This is a genomic window from Nocardia sp. IFM 10818, from assembly GCF_054655275.1.
The window spans coordinates 7798048-7814993 of the sequence record NZ_BAAHJH010000001.1 but is presented as its reverse complement, the minus strand read 5'-3'; the positions used below and the strand labels follow the sequence as shown (position 1 = coordinate 7814993).

The window sequence follows — 16946 nt, the reverse complement described above, 5'->3', positions numbered from 1 at the left end:
CGGATCAAACTTTCGGCAGCCGGTAGGCGATGGCCGCCGCGGCGGGTCCCGCGCCGGCCGCCACGAACAGCGCCACGTCGGCTCCATCCAACCGTCCCGCGTCGCGGGCCGCCACATAGGCGGTGGGCAGGGCGGAGGTGTGGGCGTCGCCGGTGTGGTGATCGGCCCAGCCTTCGATGGCATCGGTGCACACGGCGTCCTCGGGCAGTCCGAGACGGCCGGCCAGCAGCGCCGGGAACTCGGGCGTGGGCCGATTGCACAGCAGCACGGTCCGCTCCATGGCGGAATCGGCCACCTCGAGCGCTTCACCGGCCGCCGACACCGCATGGTGCAGCAGCTCCGCGGTGCTGTGCGCCGACCGGTCGACGGTAATGGTGGACCGTCCCTCCGAGCCCATCTCGGAGAGCCGCACGAATCCGGCCGCAGCCGGGAAGCCGTCGCCGGAGCTGATGTGCAGCGCGCCGAAACCAGCTGACCCGTCACCCTTTTCGAGCATGAGCGCGGCGCCGACCGGTTTGATCGGGAACCCGGGCTGCGGTTCCGGCGATTTCGACGGGTGGGCGTCCCCCGACACGATGACCACCCGTTCCACGGTCGGCGCCGCCAGCAGCGCCTGGCTCACCTGAATGGCATTGAGCACCCCGCACGCGCCGTTCATGAGGTCGAACGACAGACAGGGCACATCCCCGCTCCGGTACTCCAGCCCGATTCCGGCCTGCTGCTGGATGAGCGCGGACATGGCCGGTTCCACCATGTTCGAGTCGCGGTACACGCCGGTATTGATCAGGGCGTCGATCCGTTCCGGAGTGCTGCCCGCCTCCGAGATCGCGCGGCGGGCGGCCGCCGCGGCCTGTTCGATGGAGCTGCCGCCGCCCATTTCCACGGCAACGGAGGACATCACGATAGCCATCTTCATCACACCCGTAGTTCGCCGAGAGTCACCGATAGGAACCCGGCTACGACACCGGAGGCGGCGGGCACCATCAGTACTTTCGCACCGGACGCTATCCGGTCCTGTTTCAACGCGTCGTGCAAAACCACGAAATGCGAGGTGGACGCGGTGTTGCCGTAGCGGTCCAGCACGGCCGGACCGGGCGGAACGGGCGCGTCGAATTCGCGTTCGGCGATCTTGTTGATCAATTCCACGGCGGGACCGCTGAATTGATGATGAATCACGTAATCGTAGTTCTCCGAGGCGAAATCGGTGCCGCGCGCGGTGAGGAAATCGCGTTGCCGCGTCGTCCACAGCAGATACCGCGACTCATTGTGCATGGCCCGATTGTCGGTGTAGAGCGCGATTCCCGGCGTGCGATCCGAGGGCATGCCCAGGCACAGCTGCGCGAAGGCGGCGCTGGTATTCAGCTCGATGTAGTCGATGCCCTCGTCCGCGCCGCCCCGATCGTCGAGGATCACCGCCGCCGCCCCGTCGCCCACGGTCAGCGAGGCGAATTGCGGATCGTATTTCTCCGACATCTCGCGCACCGCGGTATCGGAGATGGGCGTGATGTACTCCCCGGACACCACCAGCCCGCGCCGCACCATACCCGCACGAATCATGCGGTCCAGCACCAGAACTCCGGTCAGCATGCCCGCGCAGGCATTGGACACGTCGAAGTGGACGGCGCCCGCCGCACCCAGTTCATTGCGCAGCATGAGCGCGAAGGACGGTTCCACGCAGAACTCGTCTCCGCGAATGCGGGTAATCGAGCAGGAGATGACGATGTCGAGATCGGCGGCGCGGTAGCCGGAATTGGCCAATGCACCGCGCGCGGCCGCCAGAGCGACGGTGAATGAATCCTCCGCCCGGCCTTCGCTATCGGTGCCGCAGCGCCGCCGCGCCCGGACCCCGCTGACTTTTTCCAGGTCGATGGGCGATTCGACGGCCAGTTGCGCCAGCAACTCCGCGGTCGACACCTCCGCGGTGGGCAGATATGACCCGATCGCCTCGATACGAGTTCTCGCCATGTGTTCACTTCCAAACCGAACTGAGTTGCGGGCGACGCTAGCAGCGTGCAGATTTCCTTATTGAAAAATCTCTAGTTCAGATCGTGTGAAGTGAACAACACCGCCGTGCGATGCCGATTCGCATAACGCAGTACGGAGCACCCATGCCGAAAGCCGCCGTCCGCCACGAACTCGCCCTGCTCGCCGCCGGACAGCCCTGGCTGCCGGCCCTGCTGCTGGCCGGCCGGGCCGCCAGACCCCTCCGCAAGGTGCCCAAACTCGGCTGGTTCGTTGTCGACCCGCTGGTGGCCCGGCAGATCTACAACGACAGCGCGCACTTCAGCATTGTGTCCGAGGGCGCCGCCGGGCACTGGTGGGCGCAGGTCATCGGCGACTGGGTGGAGAACCTGTTCGAAGGTCCGGGGCACACCGAACTGCGCAATCAGGTGCGAGACCTGTTCATCGCCAAGCACACCGACGCCCTGGTGCAGCGGGTCATCGGGCCCGCGCTGCGGCAGATCGCCGCCGATCTGTCCGCCGGGCGCACCGTGGACATCGCCGAGCGGGCGCGAGTCCTGGTGGGCCGCAGCGTTTCCGATCTGGTCGGCATGGAACCCGCCGATATCTCCGCCCTCTTCGCCGACGGCCGCCTGGTGACCGGTCACCGTCCGGGCGCACCCGATGATCCGGACGAGCCGTTCCGCATCCTGTTCGACCACGTCGAGGAACTGGTGAATCTCGGCATCGGCACCATGGCCTCCACCACTCTCGATCCGGTGGCGGTCGACCGCGCCCGCACCCTCGCGACCAAGCTCGCCAGTTCGGTCCCCGCCGCCTACGCCCGCGCCGACGGCGACACCACGCTGGGCCGCTGCCGCGAACTCGGCCTGCGCCTCGAACACGCCTCGGGCCTGGCCATTCTCATGGCGGTCGCCGGGACCGACACGCTGGCCAGCGCCATGACCCGGATGGTCGCCATCCTGCACGACAGCGGTGAGCAGCACACCCTGCTGGCCGCCCCCGAGCGCACCCCCGACGCGGTGCGCGAGACCCTGCGCGTCACCAGCCCGGCCTACCTGGTCGGCCGGTCCGTCACCGCGGACGTCGAGGTCGCGGGCCGCCGGTTGCGCGCCGGTGAGCACGTCAAGATCCTCACCTGGTCGATCAACAATGCGGTCGGCGACTTCCGGGTGCACCGCGACTACGTCCCCGAGACCCGCCAGCTCTGGTTCGGCGGTGGCCGGCACCTCTGTCTGGGCGCGCAGCTCGTGCACTCCGAGCTGGAATCCCTGCTGGAGGCGCTGACCGCCAATGGCCGCCCCTGGGAGATCGTCGAACGTCGTTACCGCCGCAAGGTTTTCATCCCGACCTACGAAACCCTCCGGATTCGCCTGCGCTGATCAGGCGCGGGTGAACCAGCTGACCTGGGTGCCGTTCTCGAACTCCCGCCGCCGCTGGAGCCGGAAATCGGTCGGGCGGAAGTTCCCGGCCAGCGCCTGCGTGCCGGCGCCGGCGATGACCGGATAGCTCTTGATGACCAGCTCGTCGATCTCGTCGATGAGCTGCGCGCCGAGCTTGCCGCCGCCCAGCCAGATATCGAGACCGTCCTCCTTCTTGAGCCGCTGCACGAGCGCGACCGGATCGCTCTCGACCAGCCGGACCGGCTCGGGGACCTCGCCCAGCGTGCTCGACACGATGTAGGTCGTCAGATGCTCGTACGGGTTGGCCAGTCCGGCCAGCAGGCCGGGCTCGTAGGTGCCGCGGCCCATGACGATGGTGTCGTAGTGCCGGTTCGGCGCGTCCGCGGGAATGCCGAAGTGCGGGCGCGCCGCGGTCGGCAGCGTCTCCGGGTATTCGCTGCCGAGCCAGGCCACGAATTCCTCGCTCAGGGGCATGAAGTCGATGTTGTGGCCCGGACCGGCGATGTAGCCGTCGAGCGACATTCCGACGAAGTAGCTGAGCTTTCGCATTGGTGAGCCGCCTTCTTTGTTGTACTCTGTTTGAAGTGGTCTCAACATAGTACTACGAACGGAGTGGTGTCAAGTGGTTCGCACGAATCCCGAACGCCGGAACGCCCTACTCGACGGCGCGATCGAGGTCCTGGCCCGCGACGGCGCGCGCGGCCTCACCTTCCGCGCGGTGGACAAGGAGGCCGCCGTCCCCGCGGGCACGGCCTCGAACTATTTCGCCAATCGCGACGACCTCATGGTGCAGGTGGGCAATCGCTACTACGAGCGCCTGATCCCCAGCGAAGAGACCATGGCCCAGGTCGCCGTCGGCGAGCGCAGCCGCGAGCGGATCGCCGAACTCATGACCGAGGTGGTCGACCGGGTCGCCACCTTCCGCACCGGCTACCTGGCCCAGCTGGAACTGCGGCTGGAGGCCACCCGCCGCCCGGAGCTGCAGACCCTGCTCACCCAGCGGGTGCGCGCCGATCTCGACTTCAATATCCGCAATCACCTCGACAACGGCATGCCCGGCGACGAGGAGACGGTAATACTGCTGTACCTGGCATTGAACTGGCTCATTCTCGATCGCCTCACGCTGCCGGGCATTTTCAGCGAGGAGCAGAGCCGCAAACTGGTCGACATCGCCGTCGATCGCGCCGTGGGCAAGGGCTGAAGCCGGTGGGCGGGAACCGGATCAGCCCTCGGGCGCCTCGGGCGGATTCTGCTGATCCCGGGTGGCCCCCACGCACGCCACGATGACGCAGCCGATGGCGAGCCACTGATATCCGGACAGCATCTCGCGCAGCACGATCAGCCCGACCAGGGCCGCCACCGCCGGTTCCAGGCTCATCAGAATCCCGAATACCCGAGCGGGCATGCGCCGCAAGGCTTCCAGCTCCAGCGAGTACGGGATCAGCGAGGAGAGCAGGCCGACGGCCAGGCCGAGCAGCAGCAGCTTCGGATCCAGCAGCGCCGCACCGCCCGCGGTGACGCCGGCCGGCAGCATGACGACGGTGCCCACAATGCTGGCCAGCGCCAACCCGGTCTGACCCGGAAAGCGTTGCCCGGTGGCCGAACTGAGCAGGATGTACGCGCCCCAGCCCGCACCGGCCAGCAGCGCGAACGCGATACCGGCGGTATTCAGCTCACCGCCGCCCTCGGCCAGCAGCACCACGCCCGCCGCGGCCAGCGCCACCCAGATCAGATCGCGCGCCCGCCGCGAGGCGAGCACCGCCACCGTCAACGGGCCCAGGAACTCGATCGTCACCGCCACGCCCAGCGGGATCCGCGAAAACGACTGGTAGATGGAGAAATTCATCAAGGCCAGCGATAGTCCGAACCCGGTCACCAGCGCCAGCTCGCGCATCGAGTGGTCCCGCCACACCGTGCGTAATGCCTTGCGCGCCAGGAACCCCAGCACCAGCGCCGAGGTGAGCAGCCGCAGCATGACCACCGCATTCGGCGGCAGCTGATCGAACAGGTGCTTGGCAATGCCCGCACCGGCCTGCACCGAGACGATGCCGAACAGCACCAGCGCCGGCGGCGGCACCGCCGCCAGCGCGGAATGGGTACGGCCGCCGGGCTTTTCCGTGAGTGCCATGCACTACTCCGTACGGATCAGTCGCGCCGCGCGAAGCGGCCGGCATCGGCCTGATCCCGGGGCTTCACCACAATGGTGTCGAGATTGACGTGCGCCGGCCGCGAGGCCACGAATCCGACGATCTCGGCGATGTCCTGGGCGTACAGCGGATCGATGCCCTTGTACACATTCGCGGCTCGCTCGGCGTCCCCGCCGAAGCGCACCAGCGAGAACTCGGTCTCCACCGCGCCCGGCGCGATCTCGGTCAGCCGCACCGGCTGCCCCAGCAGCTCACCGCGCAGCGTGCGGTGCAGCACCGCCTGGGCGTGCTTGGCCGTGGTGTACCCGGACCCGTTGTCGTAGGCCACGAAGGCGGCCACCGAGGTGATGGTGACGATCAGCCCGTCCCCGGAGGCGATCAGCTTGGGCAGCAGCGCCTTGGTGACCCGCAGCGTGCCGAGCACATTCGTCTCCCACATCCACCGCCAGTCGTCCAGATCGGCCTCGGCCACCGGCGCCAGACCCTTTGCGCCACCGGCATTGTTGACCAGCACATCACAGCGCTCGACGGCCGCGGTGAAGGCGCGCACCGACTCCTCGTCGGTCACGTCCAGCGGCAGCGCGGTCCCGCCGATCTCCTTGGCGAGCGCCTCCAGCCGGTCGGCCCGCCGCGCGCCCACGTACACGTGGTACCCCTGCTTGGCGAGCTCACGGGCTGTGGCCTCCCCGATCCCCGAACTGGCTCCGGTCACAACGGCGGTACGAGTGCTCATGCCCTGAGCTTAAGCACGGCATATCGGGCGAAGCGCGTCCCCCTGTCCGCTACCTCTTCCCGCGAGAGCCCGGAGAACCCCGGATTAACCTTGCGCTATGGCGATACGCGAAGCGGTGAGTGCGGACGGAACCAGCATCGTTTACCGGGTGACCGGGCCGGAGGACGCACGCCCGCTGGTGCTGCTGCACGGCTGGGCCGGGAATCTGCGCAACTGGGGACAGGCCGCCGACCTGCTGGCCGAGCATTTCCGCGTGCTCGCGGTGGACCTGCGCGGCCACGGCTACTCCGACGCCCCGGAGACCGGCTACGACGATCCGAAGAACTGGGCCGCCGATATCGCCGCCGTGCTCGCCAACGAGAGCATCACCGCCGGCGCCATCCTGCTCGGCTGGTCCTACGGCGGCATCGTCCTCACCGACTACCTCGCCACCTACGGCACCGGCGCGGTGGCAGGGGTGGTTTACACCGGTTCCATGGCGAGCATCGGCCGCGATGTCCCCGGCGCCGCCACCGGCCCGGCCATGGTCAAGGCCATCCCGGACGTCTTCGAGGAGAGCTCCGCGCGCGCCATGCGCGGTTTCGCCGCCTTCGGCAATGCCAATACCGGCAAGGGCCCGGACAAGGGGCCCGATGCCCAGCGCCTGTTCGGCGGCAGCGTCTCCACCCTCCCGCGGGTGCGCAAGGCGCTGTTCTATCGCACCGTCGACAACACCGAAACGCTTCGCGCACTGGATATTCCGGTGCTGGTCATGCACGGCACCGCCGACCCGGTGGTGCCCGTGGAGAACGGCCGCTACATCGCCGAGACGGCCCCGCACGCCCGCACCTCCTACTGGGAGGACTCCCTGCACGGCCTGTTCATCGAGGATCCGGTCCGATTCGTGGCCGAGCTCACCGATTTCGCCGCCGCGCTGTCCTGATCACGCCCGAAACGGCTTGTGACTCAGGTCACTTGGGAAGGTAGTGCGGGTATGTGACGTTATGTCAGCCATGCACACTGGAGTGGTGAGTCAACGTACCGACCTGCGGCCTGACCGCATCGCCGTCTTGTCGGTACACACCTCCCCACTGGCGCAGCCGGGCACCGGCGATGCCGGCGGCATGAACGTCTACGTGCTGCAGACGGCCATCGAGCTGGCCAAGCGCGGCACCCAGGTCGAGATCTTCACCCGCGCCACCTCCTCCAATGACGAACCCGTCGTCGAGGCCGCGCCCGGCGTCCTGGTGCGCAATGTGGTGGCCGGGCCGTTCGAGGGCCTGGACAAGAACGACCTGCCGACGCAGCTGTGTCCCTTCGCGGCCGAGGTGCTGCGCACCGAGGCCCGCAATCTGCCCGGCCACTACGACCTCATCCACTCGCACTACTGGATGTCCGGCCAGGTGGGCTGGCTGGCCCGGGACCGCTGGCGCACGCCCATGGTGCACACCGCGCACACCCTGGCCGCGGTGAAGAACGCCTACCTGGCCGAGGGCGACTGCCCGGAACCCGCCGCCCGCGAGATCGGCGAGAAGCAGATCGTGGCCGAGGCCGACCGGCTGGTCGCCAACACCGGCGAGGAAGCCCGGCAACTGGTCGAGCTCTACGGCGCCGACCCGGACCGCATCGACGTGGTGCTGCCCGGCGCGGACCTCACCCGCTACCACCCCGGCGACAAGGCCGCGGCCCGCGCCGAGCTGGGCCTGTCCGCCGAGGAGCGGATCGTCGCCTTCATCGGCCGCATCCAGCCGCTCAAGGCCCCCGACGTGCTGGTCCGCGCGGCCGCGCAGATGCTGGCCGACGAGGCCGTGCAACCGCGCCGCCCCGAGCGGCCGCTGCGCGTGCTCATTGTCGGCGGCCCGTCCGGCAGCGGCCTCAAGCGCCCGGAGGCGCTCATCGAATTGGCCGCGGCCCTGGGCATTTCCGATCGCGTCACCTTCCTGCCGCCGCAGCCCCCGCACCGCCTGGTGCAGGTGTACCGGGCCGCGGACCTGGTGGCGGTGCCCAGCTACAACGAATCCTTCGGCCTGGTCGCCATCGAGGCGCAGGCCAGCGGCACCCCGGTGCTCGCCGCCGATGTGGGCGGGCTGGGCACGGCGGTCCGGGACAAGGTCTCCGGTCTGCTGGTCCCCGGGCATCGCACCCCCGATTGGGCGGCGGCGCTGCGGTCGCTCTTCGACGATCCGGCCCGGCTCGAGCGCATGGGCGTGGCCGCGGTGGAGCATGCCGCGAACTTCTCCTGGGCGCATACCGCCGAGGGGCTGCTGGACAGCTATGCCGCTGCCCTGTCCCAGTCGAAGGGGGTGCGTGGTCGCAGCGGTAGCGTGCACTCGGACAGCTATCAAGCGCGATCGCTGGCGCTCTGGCGGCGGCGGATGGGAGCCGTACGCCGATGACCGACGAGCACTCGGACCCGACCGCGCCCGTCGCGCCGCGCCCGCACGAGAGCACCGGGCAGCTCAACGACGACACCGCCCGCGCCACCGCGCAGCTCATCGAGGAGACCCTGCGGGATCGCGAGATCGAATTCACCCGCGACGCCCCCGATCTGTTCGTGGTGGTGCTGCCGGGTGAGCGCAAGCTCAAGACCGTCATCGGCGTGACCGTCGGCAAGCACGGCGTGCGGATGGAATCCTTCGTCTGCCGCAAGCCCGACGAGAACTTCGAGGGCGTCTACAAATTCCTGCTGCGCCGCAATCGCCGCCTCTACGGCGTGGCCTACACCCTGGACCGGGTCGGCGACATCTACCTGGTCGGCCGCCTGTCCAATCACGCCGTCACGGCCGATGAGCTCGACCGCTGGTTCGGCTCGATCCTGGAGGCCGTGGACGCCGACTTCAATACCCTGCTCGAACTCGGCTTCGCCGAATCCATTCGGCGGGAATGGAAATGGCGGGTCTCGCGCGGAGAATCCCTGAAGAATCTGCGCGCCTTCGAACATCTGGTGGACGCGGCCGACCGGCAGTAGGCTGACCGCTCGCAATCGGCGAAACGGAGACGGTGGATATGGTCGCGCTCGCACTCGATATCGGCGCTACGAAATTCGCTGCGGGCACGGTGAATTCCAAGGACGCCGTACAGAATGTGCGGCGAGTGGCGGTGCCGGAGTCCGATGTGTGGGACGCCTGCCGGGCATTGCTGACCACCGTCGCCGGGGCGTCCGAGGTGACCGCGGTCGGCATCGGCTCGGCCGGGCCGATCGATGTGCGCGCCGGATCGACCGGTCCGCTGAACATCCCGGAGTGGGCGGACGGCTTCGCTCTCGTGGACTCGGTGCGGAAGTTGTTCCCGCAGGCCGAGATCCGCTTCGCCATGGACGGCGTCTGCCTGGCGCTGGCCGAACAGCGCTGGGGCGCGGCGAAGGGGGTGCCGGACTTTCTCGCCATGACCGTGTCCTCGGGCATCGGCGGCGGGGTCATGTCCGATGGCCGGGTCGTCATGGGCCGCACCGGAAACGGGGGCCACGTCGGCCATATTGTCGTGGCGGGCAGTGAAGAACCTTGCGCCTGTGGGGGATTCGGCTGCGTGGAAGCCGTCGCGAGCGGGAAGTCCGCGGTGCGCTGGGCGCGCCGCCAGGGCTGGACCGGGCACACCGGCGTGGAATTGGCGCAGGCCGCGCGGTCCGGCGATGGGATCGCGGTGGCCGCCCTGGCCCGTGCGGGGAATGCGCTGGGCATGGCCATCGCCTCCGCGGCGGCGCTGCTGGACACCGACCTGGTCGTGGTCGGCGGTGGTTTCGCGCAGTCCGGGGAGTTGCTCTGGGGGCCATTGCGCGAATCGGCTGCGAAGCACGCGCGCCTCACTTTCCTGCGCGAACTGCGAGTGGTCCCTTCCGAACTCACCGATCAGGCGACACTCGCGGGCGCGGCCCTGCTTGCGGTGCAACCGTGAATTCCGCCGCTACCCTGGGGCGGCGTGGGGATAACCGAGTTCGCTCATGGTGATGTCGTCTACCTCTCGGACGGGCCGTTCAGCGGCGCGTGCGGTGTGGTCTGGGGTGTGGACGCCGTTCGCTCGGAGCTACGCCTGGAATTGGTCGTGCGCGAGCCCGGCGGCGGCAGGCATCGTCAGACGGTGGGCATGACGGTCGGATTCCACGAGGTGGAGTGGCCCTAGCGGCCGCCGCCAACCGGGAGAGGGTGCAGGTCGCCGGTTCATCCGCCCGTGGCAGGATGACCCCATGACGTACACCCTCGTTTTGCTGCGCCACGGCGAGAGCGAATGGAATGCCCTGAACCTGTTCACCGGTTGGGTGGACGTCCGTCTTACCGAGAAGGGCATTGCCGAAGGCAAGCGTGCCGGTGAATTGCTGGCCGAGCACGGCATTCTCCCGGATATCGTCTACACCTCGCTGCTGCGCCGTGCCATCAGCACCGCCAACAATGCCCTCGATGCCTGTGACCGGCATTGGATTCCGGTGGTGCGGGACTGGCGCCTGAACGAGCGGCACTACGGTGCGCTGCAGGGCAAGAACAAGGCCGAGATCAAGGCCGAGTACGGCGACGAGCAGTTCATGCTGTGGCGCCGCAGCTACGACACCCCGCCGCCGCCCATCGATCCGGCCAATGAGTACAGCCAGACCGGCGATCCGCGCTACGACGGCATCGAGGTCCCGCTGACCGAATGCCTGAAGGACGTCGTGGCCCGCATGGTGCCGTACTGGGAGGACACCATCTCCGCGGATGTCCGCGCAGGTAAGACGGTTCTCATTGCCGCGCACGGGAATTCGCTGCGCGCGCTGGTGAAGCACCTGGAGGGCATCTCCGACGAGGACATCGCCGGGCTGAACATCCCCACCGGCATTCCGCTCAAGTACGAGCTGGACGAGAACCTGCGCCCGCTGGGCAAGGGTGAATACCTCGACCCGGAGGCGGCCGCCGCCGGCGCCGCCGCCGTGGCCAACCAGGGCGGCAAGTAACCCTGTAACGCGGGACGCGCCGCAGCCGAATTTCTCGGCTGCGGCGCGTTTTTCATTTCCCGCTCGAATTGTCTGAAATACCCTACGGTTCCGTAATGCGATGGGGATCACAGTGCGCCGATGGATGATTCACTGAACCGAGGGCATCTGCCTGCACTCAATTTGCCGAAGTATTGCCCGTCAAAAGCTGGTAACAGTAACCGCGCTTTGCAACTTACTTTTGAGTAGCTATGCTCTGGTCGTTCGACCATTTGCGAGAGGTAGATCACGTTCGATGAAGCACGCGCTACGGGCCACGGTTTTCACCGCCGCGGCCGCTCTGCTCCTCCCGATGACCGCCATGACCGCGGCGGATGCGGCAGTCGATGCCATCGGCCCCGACGGCGGCGCCGCGGGCGCGGCCTGGACCGCGACCGAGGACGGTCCGCAGCAGTATCCGAACGTCGCCATCGAATGGGACGTGCCCATCACCATGAGTGACGGCACCGTGCTCAAGGGCAATGTCTACCGTCCCGCCGACGCCTCCGGTCGCGCCATCGACGCGCCCATGCCGACCATCGTGAACATGACGCCCTACACCAAGCTGGTGTCGAACGTCGCCGACAGCGCCTTCGCCATCCCGGGGCTGTCCGATGCGCTGGTCAACCTGTTCCGGTCCATCAACCTGACCGGCACCCCCATCTCCGGCTTCGGCGAACTGCTGAACGCGGCGGGCAACGGCCAGCTGCGCAACTTCAGCGTCGACCGCCAGCTCATCAAGTCCGGCTACACGCAGGTCGTCGTGGACGTGCGCGGCACCGGCTTCTCGCAGGGCGAGTGGGACATGCTGCGCCAGCGCGAGCAGGCCGACACCGTCGAGGTCATCGACTGGGCGTCGCGGCAGGGCTGGTCCAACGGCAAGGTCGGCATGAACGGCCTGTCCTACTCGGCCATCAATCAGGTGCAGGCCGCCGAGCAGCAGCCGCCCGCGCTGCAGGCGATCTTCCCGGTCGTCCCCGGCAGCGACCTCGTCAATGACGTGCTCGCGCCCGGCGGCGGCTTCGGCTTCAATTTCATTCCGCTGTGGCTGAGCGCCATCAACGGCCTCAAGTGGGTGCCGGATCTGGCCGCCATCGCCCAGGGCAAGTTCGACTTCCAGTGGCTCAATGATCGCGTCGGCGACCCGTTCACCTACCTGGACGTGCTGATGTCGGCCTACACCAGCACCGAGATGGCCCGCCTGGACCCGCGGGTGGAGGGCCTGCTCAACGACCTCTCGGTGGCGCGCCAGGGCTGGCTCGGCGATCCCAGCCGGATCCGGGCCGCGACCTTCGTCGTCGGCGGCTGGCACGACCTGTTCACCTACTCGGAATCCAAGATCTACAACGAGATGCCGCTCGCGGCCGGGTCGCAGAAGCAGCTGCTCATGGGCAACGGCTACCACATCACCTCCGGCGCCGAGGCCGGTAAGCCCGGCCTGCCGCCGCGGCTGGACGTGCTGCAGCGCGCCTGGTTCGACAAGCACCTCAAGGGCATCGACAACGGCATCGAGACCTACGGCCCGGTGACCCTGCGCCAGCAGGGCGGCGGCTGGATCACCCAGCACGGCTTCGGGGAATCCGCGGCCGTCGACGAGGCGGCCCGCTACCGCCGCATGTACCTGTCCGGGCAGCGGAGCGGCACCGCCAACAGCCTCTACGACGGTTCGCTCACCGCCGACGCCAATGGCGACACCGCGCGCCTGTCGGTCGCCCCGGGCCTGAGCACCCTGTGCTCCAATGACGCCGCCCAGGCCACCGCCGGCTTCCTGTCGCTGATCGACGCCTGCGCCAAGGACTCTCGCATCGCCGAGACCAACGGGCTGACCTTCACCAGCGCCCCGGTGCTCGAGGCCACCACCATCTCGGGCCCGATCGCGGTGCGCCTCAATACCGTTCAGGACGCCGAGGACGGCTACTGGACCGTCACTGTCAACGACGTCGCCCCCGACGGCACCTCCACGGTGCTGACCTCGGGCCAGGTCGTGGCCTCGCTGCGGGCCGTCGACGAGGACAGCAGCGCCCGCTCGGAGAACGGCGACTACACCGATCCGCGCCTGTTCACCTCGTTGGACAAGCAGCTGCCGGTGGTGCCGGGCGAGGCCACCACCCTCGACATTCCGCTCAGCGGCACCGAGGCGATCCTGCAGCCGGGGCACCGGCTGCGCGTGGACGTCTTCGCGGGCAACTTCCCGAAGGGCCTGCCCATCCTGCCCATGCTGATCGACACGGGCCTGAAACCGCAGCACATCCAACTGGATCCGAACCGGCCGAGCTTCGTGAACATCCCGGTCCGCGGGAACACCGGCTGGTGATTCCGTCCCTTCGGGGATGAACTCCCCGGGCGTGCACAACGGCGTGCACACCCGGGGTTTTTCTATTTTGTGCAGTTACACCATTTTTCGGCGATCCGCCTCCGAGGTCCCCGCCGCACCCTACTTTTGGGTAGGTTTTGATCGGCATAGAGGTGGTTGGGGCACTATGCGCTTGTTACTGAAATCCCTGGTCGCGATGACCGCGGCGGTCGCTCTGCTCGCGCCGGCAGCGGCCGCGACGCCCGCGGTGAGCGGACCGGACGGCGGTCCGGCGGGCCTGGAATGGGCTGCGGCGCACGACGGTCCACAGCTTTATCCCAATGTGTACATCGAATGGGATGTGCCGATCACCATGAGCGACGGCACCGTGCTGAAGTCCAATGTGTATCACCCGGCCGACGCCTCGGGACGGCCCATCACCGAGCCCACGCCGACCATCGTGAATTTCACGCCCTATACGAAACTCGGCTCCATGATCGCCGATTCGGCCATGTCGGTGCCGGTGCTGTGGAGCCTGATCGAACAACTGTCGCGGAATATCGATCTCACCGGCACGCCGTTCTCGGGGCTCACCGATCTCACCAAGGCGCTCGGCGGCGGGCTCATGCGCACCTTCACCGTGGACCGCCAGCTCATCAAGTCCGGGTACACCCAGGTCGTGGTGGACGTGCGCGGAACCGGCTTCTCCCAAGGCATCTGGGATCTGCTGGGGGAGCGGGAACAACAGGACACCATCGAAACCATCGACTGGGCTTCGCGGCAGCCCTGGTCCACCGGGGATATCGGCATGACCGGCGTCTCCTACTCCGGGCTCAACCAGTTGCAGGCGGCGGCGAAGCAACCGCCCGCGCTGCAGGCCATCTTCCCGGTCGTGCCCAGCCGCAACCCCTTCCGCGATCTGGTCGCGCCCGGCGGCGCCATCGGCGTCACCTTCATGCCCATGTGGCTGGCGGCGGTCAATGGCGGCAAGCTGGTGCCGGATATGGTCTCGCTGTTGCAGGGCCGCTTCGATATGACCTGGCTGTCCGACCGTCTCGCCGATCCGTTCACCTTCGTCGACGCCCTGCTGGAAGTGTTCCTGCAACCCGACATCGATCAGTTGAGCCCCAAAGTGCGCCAACTGCTCGACGCCGACAGCCCCACCCGGCTCTCCTGGGAGACGGCTCCCGAGAACATCACCGCACCGGCCTTCATCACCGGCGGCTGGCACGACGTCTTCGTCGCCTCCCAGGCCGACGTGTACCGGCGAATGCCCTTGGCCCCCGGTGCGAAACAGATCCTGATCGGCGACGGCTACCACGTCTCCAATGGCAATGAATCCGGCCGGCCCGGTCAGCCGCCGCGCATGGATGTGCTGCAACGGGCCTGGTTCGACAAGTGGCTCAAGGGGATCGACAACGGCATCGACGAATTCGGGCCGATCACCATGAAAGAGCAAGGCGGAGGCTGGATCACCGCCTCGGACTTCCCGCAGGAGGGCGCCGAATACCAGCGCATGTACCTGTCCGCCGCGCCCAGCGGCACCGGCGGCCACAGCGTGCACGACGGTTCGCTGCTGACCGAGCCCGGCGACCTCGCCCGCCTCACCGTCGCGCCGGGCCTGACCGGACTGTGCTCGCGGGACGCGGCGCAGCAGACCATCGGCGTGCTGTCGGTCTTCGACGCCTGCGGAAAGGATTCCCGCATCTGGGAATCCAATGGCCTGACCTTCACCAGCGCGCCGGTCGCGGCGGCGACGACCGTCTCCGGCCCGATCGCCGTGCACCTCAACACCGTGCACGACGCCGCCGACGGCTACTGGGTCGCCACCGTCAACGACGTCGCGCCCGACGGCGCCTCGGTGACGCTGTCCTCCGGCCAGCTCGTCGCCTCCCTGCGCACCATCGACGAATCCCGCAGCATCCGCCTCGCCAATGGCGACTTCACCGACCCGGTCCCGGACCTGTCCCTCGACACCCGGCAGCTCACCGTGCCCGGAGTGCCGGTGGCCCTGGACATCTCGATTCCCGGCGTGGACGCCGTCCTGCAACCCGGCCACCGCCTGCGCGTGGACGTCTACGCCGGGAACTTCCCGAAGGGCCTGCCGCCGACCGCGATCCTGATGGACACCGGCTTCCGGCCGCAGCACCTGCTGCTCGATCCGGACGACCCCAGCTACGTGAACATCCCGGTCCGCGGCAATCCCGGTTGGTGACTGCCGCCGCCGCCCGGGCGAGCACAGCGTTGTGCGCGCCCGGTCCCGGCCGCACCCGCCGGCGGCCTAGTCGCCGTCCGGCACGGCGAAGGCCGCTTCCAGGGGCGGGAACATGGCACGCGCGTCCTGACCGGCGAACCACAGGCCAACGGCGAATACCGATGCGGCTTCGAGGTATCGGGCCTGCCGCAGTCCGCCCGCGTGCACCGGCCGCAGCTTCAGATCCTCCGCGAGCGCCGCCACCCGCGCCACGGCCGCCGCGTCGTCGCCGCACAGCGGAACCATGAGCGTGCGGCCCTCGAATTCCCGCCGGGGCGATTCCCAGACCTCGGCGGCGCACAGATTGAACGCCTTCACCACGTGCGCCCCCGGCACGGTCGCCGCAATGCGTTCGGCCACGGCGTCCTCGGCGAGGGTGAAGCCGCCGCTGTCGGGAGCGAACGCATTGGTGCAGTCGATGAGGGTGTGCCCGGTGAACACGACGCCGACCTCGGACAGCACGTCGGTCAACGCGCTCACCGGCAGTGCCAGCAGTGTCGCCTCGCCGCAGGCCGCGGCCGCGGCGATGGTGGCCCCGCGCGCCCCGTGGCCGGCGGCCGCCGCCGTCTGCTCCGCCCGCGCGATATCGCGCGCCCCGATCACGATCTCGTGCCCGGCCGCCGCCCAGCCGCCGCCGAGCGCCCGCGCCATCTGCCCGGCGCCGATGATTCCGATTCGCATGTGAACTCCTAGTTCGTGCCTACGAATCGGACGCTACGAATCCCGATGCGCACCCGCGGGTGCGCATCGGCGCTGACATGCTGGAACGGTGACGGTCGAGACGGATATCGGGCGGGTGGAATTCCCGGCCTACGGCGACTACGAATCCGATTGCCCGGCCCGGCTGGCCGTGGACATCTTCGGGAACTCCTGGCTGACTGTGATCGTCTACACACTGCGGGACGGGCCCCTGCGCCCGGTGGAGCTGCGGCGCGCCATCGGCGGCATCAGTCAGAAGATGCTCACCCAGACTTTGCGGCGCATGGAGCGGATGGGGTTGCTGGAACGTCGCCGCTACGCGGAGGCTCCGCCGCGGGTGGAGTACGCCCTCACGCCGGCCGGAATCGACCTGCTGACACCGATTTTCGCGCTCGGCGTCTGGGCGGACCGGCATGGCGACGCCGTGCGCGCGGCCCTGTACGGGGATCCCGGGGACTGAGGCCGACGCGCCGACCGCGGTTGCCCGAAATCTGCCGAAATCCCGCCCCGTACAGTCCGAACATTGCGTAAACGACGGGC

17 protein-coding genes are annotated in these 16946 nt (G+C 68.4%); 11 read left to right on the top strand and 6 right to left on the bottom strand.

Annotated elements, in window-relative coordinates; all coding sequences use genetic code 11:
* Window positions 1-4: 4 nt before the first annotated feature.
* Entirely contained in the window at window positions 5-901 is an 897-nt protein-coding gene (locus ACYQ5L_RS36160) for a hypothetical protein (protein ID WP_459962707.1), read from the bottom strand.
* 14 nt (window positions 902-915) lie between these two features.
* Entirely contained in the window at window positions 916-1965 is a 1050-nt protein-coding gene (locus ACYQ5L_RS36155; protein WP_459962706.1) for a 3-oxoacyl-ACP synthase III family protein, read from the bottom strand.
* Window positions 1966-2108: 143 nt separating this feature from the next.
* Between ACYQ5L_RS36155 and ACYQ5L_RS36150 the strand changes: the two genes are divergently transcribed.
* A complete protein-coding gene (locus ACYQ5L_RS36150; protein WP_459962705.1) occupies window positions 2109-3344 on the top strand; it encodes a cytochrome P450 in 1236 nt (411 codons plus the stop codon).
* On the opposite strand, the gene ACYQ5L_RS36145 is transcribed toward ACYQ5L_RS36150, so the two are convergent.
* Window positions 3345-3914: a dihydrofolate reductase family protein gene (locus tag ACYQ5L_RS36145; RefSeq protein ID WP_459962704.1), complete on the bottom strand. Its 570-nt coding sequence runs from the start codon at window positions 3912-3914 to the stop codon at window positions 3345-3347.
* A gap of 73 nt (window positions 3915-3987) precedes the next feature.
* Between ACYQ5L_RS36145 and ACYQ5L_RS36140 the strand changes: the two genes are divergently transcribed.
* Complete coding sequence (locus ACYQ5L_RS36140; RefSeq protein WP_459962702.1) at window positions 3988-4566, top strand: TetR/AcrR family transcriptional regulator; 579 nt, start codon at window positions 3988-3990, stop codon at window positions 4564-4566.
* Between the two features lie 21 nt (window positions 4567-4587).
* Here the strand turns inward: ACYQ5L_RS36140 and ACYQ5L_RS36135 are convergent, their stop codons facing one another.
* Together ACYQ5L_RS36135 and ACYQ5L_RS36130 are read right to left on the bottom strand one after the other, a co-directional pair.
* Window positions 4588-5493, bottom strand: coding sequence for an EamA family transporter (locus ACYQ5L_RS36135; protein ID WP_459962701.1), 906 nt, complete (start codon window positions 5491-5493; stop codon window positions 4588-4590).
* Between the two features lie 17 nt (window positions 5494-5510).
* Window positions 5511-6245, bottom strand: a complete 735-nt coding sequence (locus ACYQ5L_RS36130; protein ID WP_459962700.1) for an SDR family NAD(P)-dependent oxidoreductase — start codon at window positions 6243-6245, stop codon at window positions 5511-5513.
* Window positions 6246-6342: 97 nt separating this feature from the next.
* Between ACYQ5L_RS36130 and ACYQ5L_RS36125 the strand changes: the two genes are divergently transcribed.
* The 8 genes from ACYQ5L_RS36125 to ACYQ5L_RS36090 all read left to right on the top strand — a co-directional run bounded on the left by ACYQ5L_RS36125 (window position 6343) and on the right by ACYQ5L_RS36090 (window position 15668).
* Complete coding sequence (locus ACYQ5L_RS36125) at window positions 6343-7167, top strand: alpha/beta fold hydrolase (protein WP_459962699.1); 825 nt, start codon at window positions 6343-6345, stop codon at window positions 7165-7167.
* Window positions 7168-7228: 61 nt separating this feature from the next.
* Entirely contained in the window at window positions 7229-8620 is a 1392-nt protein-coding gene (mshA, locus tag ACYQ5L_RS36120; protein WP_459962698.1) for a D-inositol-3-phosphate glycosyltransferase, read from the top strand.
* Window positions 8617-9192: a type III secretion system chaperone family protein gene (locus ACYQ5L_RS36115; protein WP_459962697.1), complete on the top strand. Its 576-nt coding sequence runs from the start codon at window positions 8617-8619 to the stop codon at window positions 9190-9192. Before mshA ends, ACYQ5L_RS36115 begins: the two co-directional genes overlap by 4 nt.
* Window positions 9193-9230: 38 nt before the next feature.
* The gene (locus ACYQ5L_RS36110; RefSeq protein ID WP_459962696.1) at window positions 9231-10115 is read left to right on the top strand and encodes an ROK family protein; all 885 of its coding nucleotides are present in this window, start codon (window positions 9231-9233) and stop codon (window positions 10113-10115) included.
* Between the two features lie 24 nt (window positions 10116-10139).
* Window positions 10140-10340: a hypothetical protein gene (locus ACYQ5L_RS36105; RefSeq protein WP_459962695.1), complete on the top strand. Its 201-nt coding sequence runs from the start codon at window positions 10140-10142 to the stop codon at window positions 10338-10340.
* Window positions 10341-10404: 64 nt separating this feature from the next.
* Window positions 10405-11142 carry a phosphoglyceromutase gene (locus ACYQ5L_RS36100; protein ID WP_379201031.1) on the top strand — a complete coding sequence of 246 codons (738 nt, stop codon included), beginning with the start codon at window positions 10405-10407 and terminating at the stop codon, window positions 11140-11142.
* Between the two features lie 274 nt (window positions 11143-11416).
* Window positions 11417-13474 (top strand): CocE/NonD family hydrolase, encoded by a 2058-nt coding sequence (locus ACYQ5L_RS36095; RefSeq protein ID WP_459962694.1) that lies wholly within the window; start codon window positions 11417-11419, stop codon window positions 13472-13474.
* Between the two features lie 166 nt (window positions 13475-13640).
* Entirely contained in the window at window positions 13641-15668 is a 2028-nt protein-coding gene (locus ACYQ5L_RS36090) for a CocE/NonD family hydrolase (protein ID WP_459962693.1), read from the top strand.
* 66 nt (window positions 15669-15734) lie between these two features.
* Here the strand turns inward: ACYQ5L_RS36090 and ACYQ5L_RS36085 are convergent, their stop codons facing one another.
* Window positions 15735-16388, bottom strand: coding sequence for an NADPH-dependent F420 reductase (locus ACYQ5L_RS36085; RefSeq protein WP_459962692.1), 654 nt, complete (start codon window positions 16386-16388; stop codon window positions 15735-15737).
* Between the two features lie 88 nt (window positions 16389-16476).
* On the opposite strand from ACYQ5L_RS36085, the gene ACYQ5L_RS36080 reads away from it, so the two are divergent.
* A complete protein-coding gene (locus ACYQ5L_RS36080) occupies window positions 16477-16866 on the top strand; it encodes a winged helix-turn-helix transcriptional regulator (RefSeq protein WP_459962691.1) in 390 nt (129 codons plus the stop codon).
* The last annotated feature ends 80 nt before the right edge of the window (window positions 16867-16946 follow it).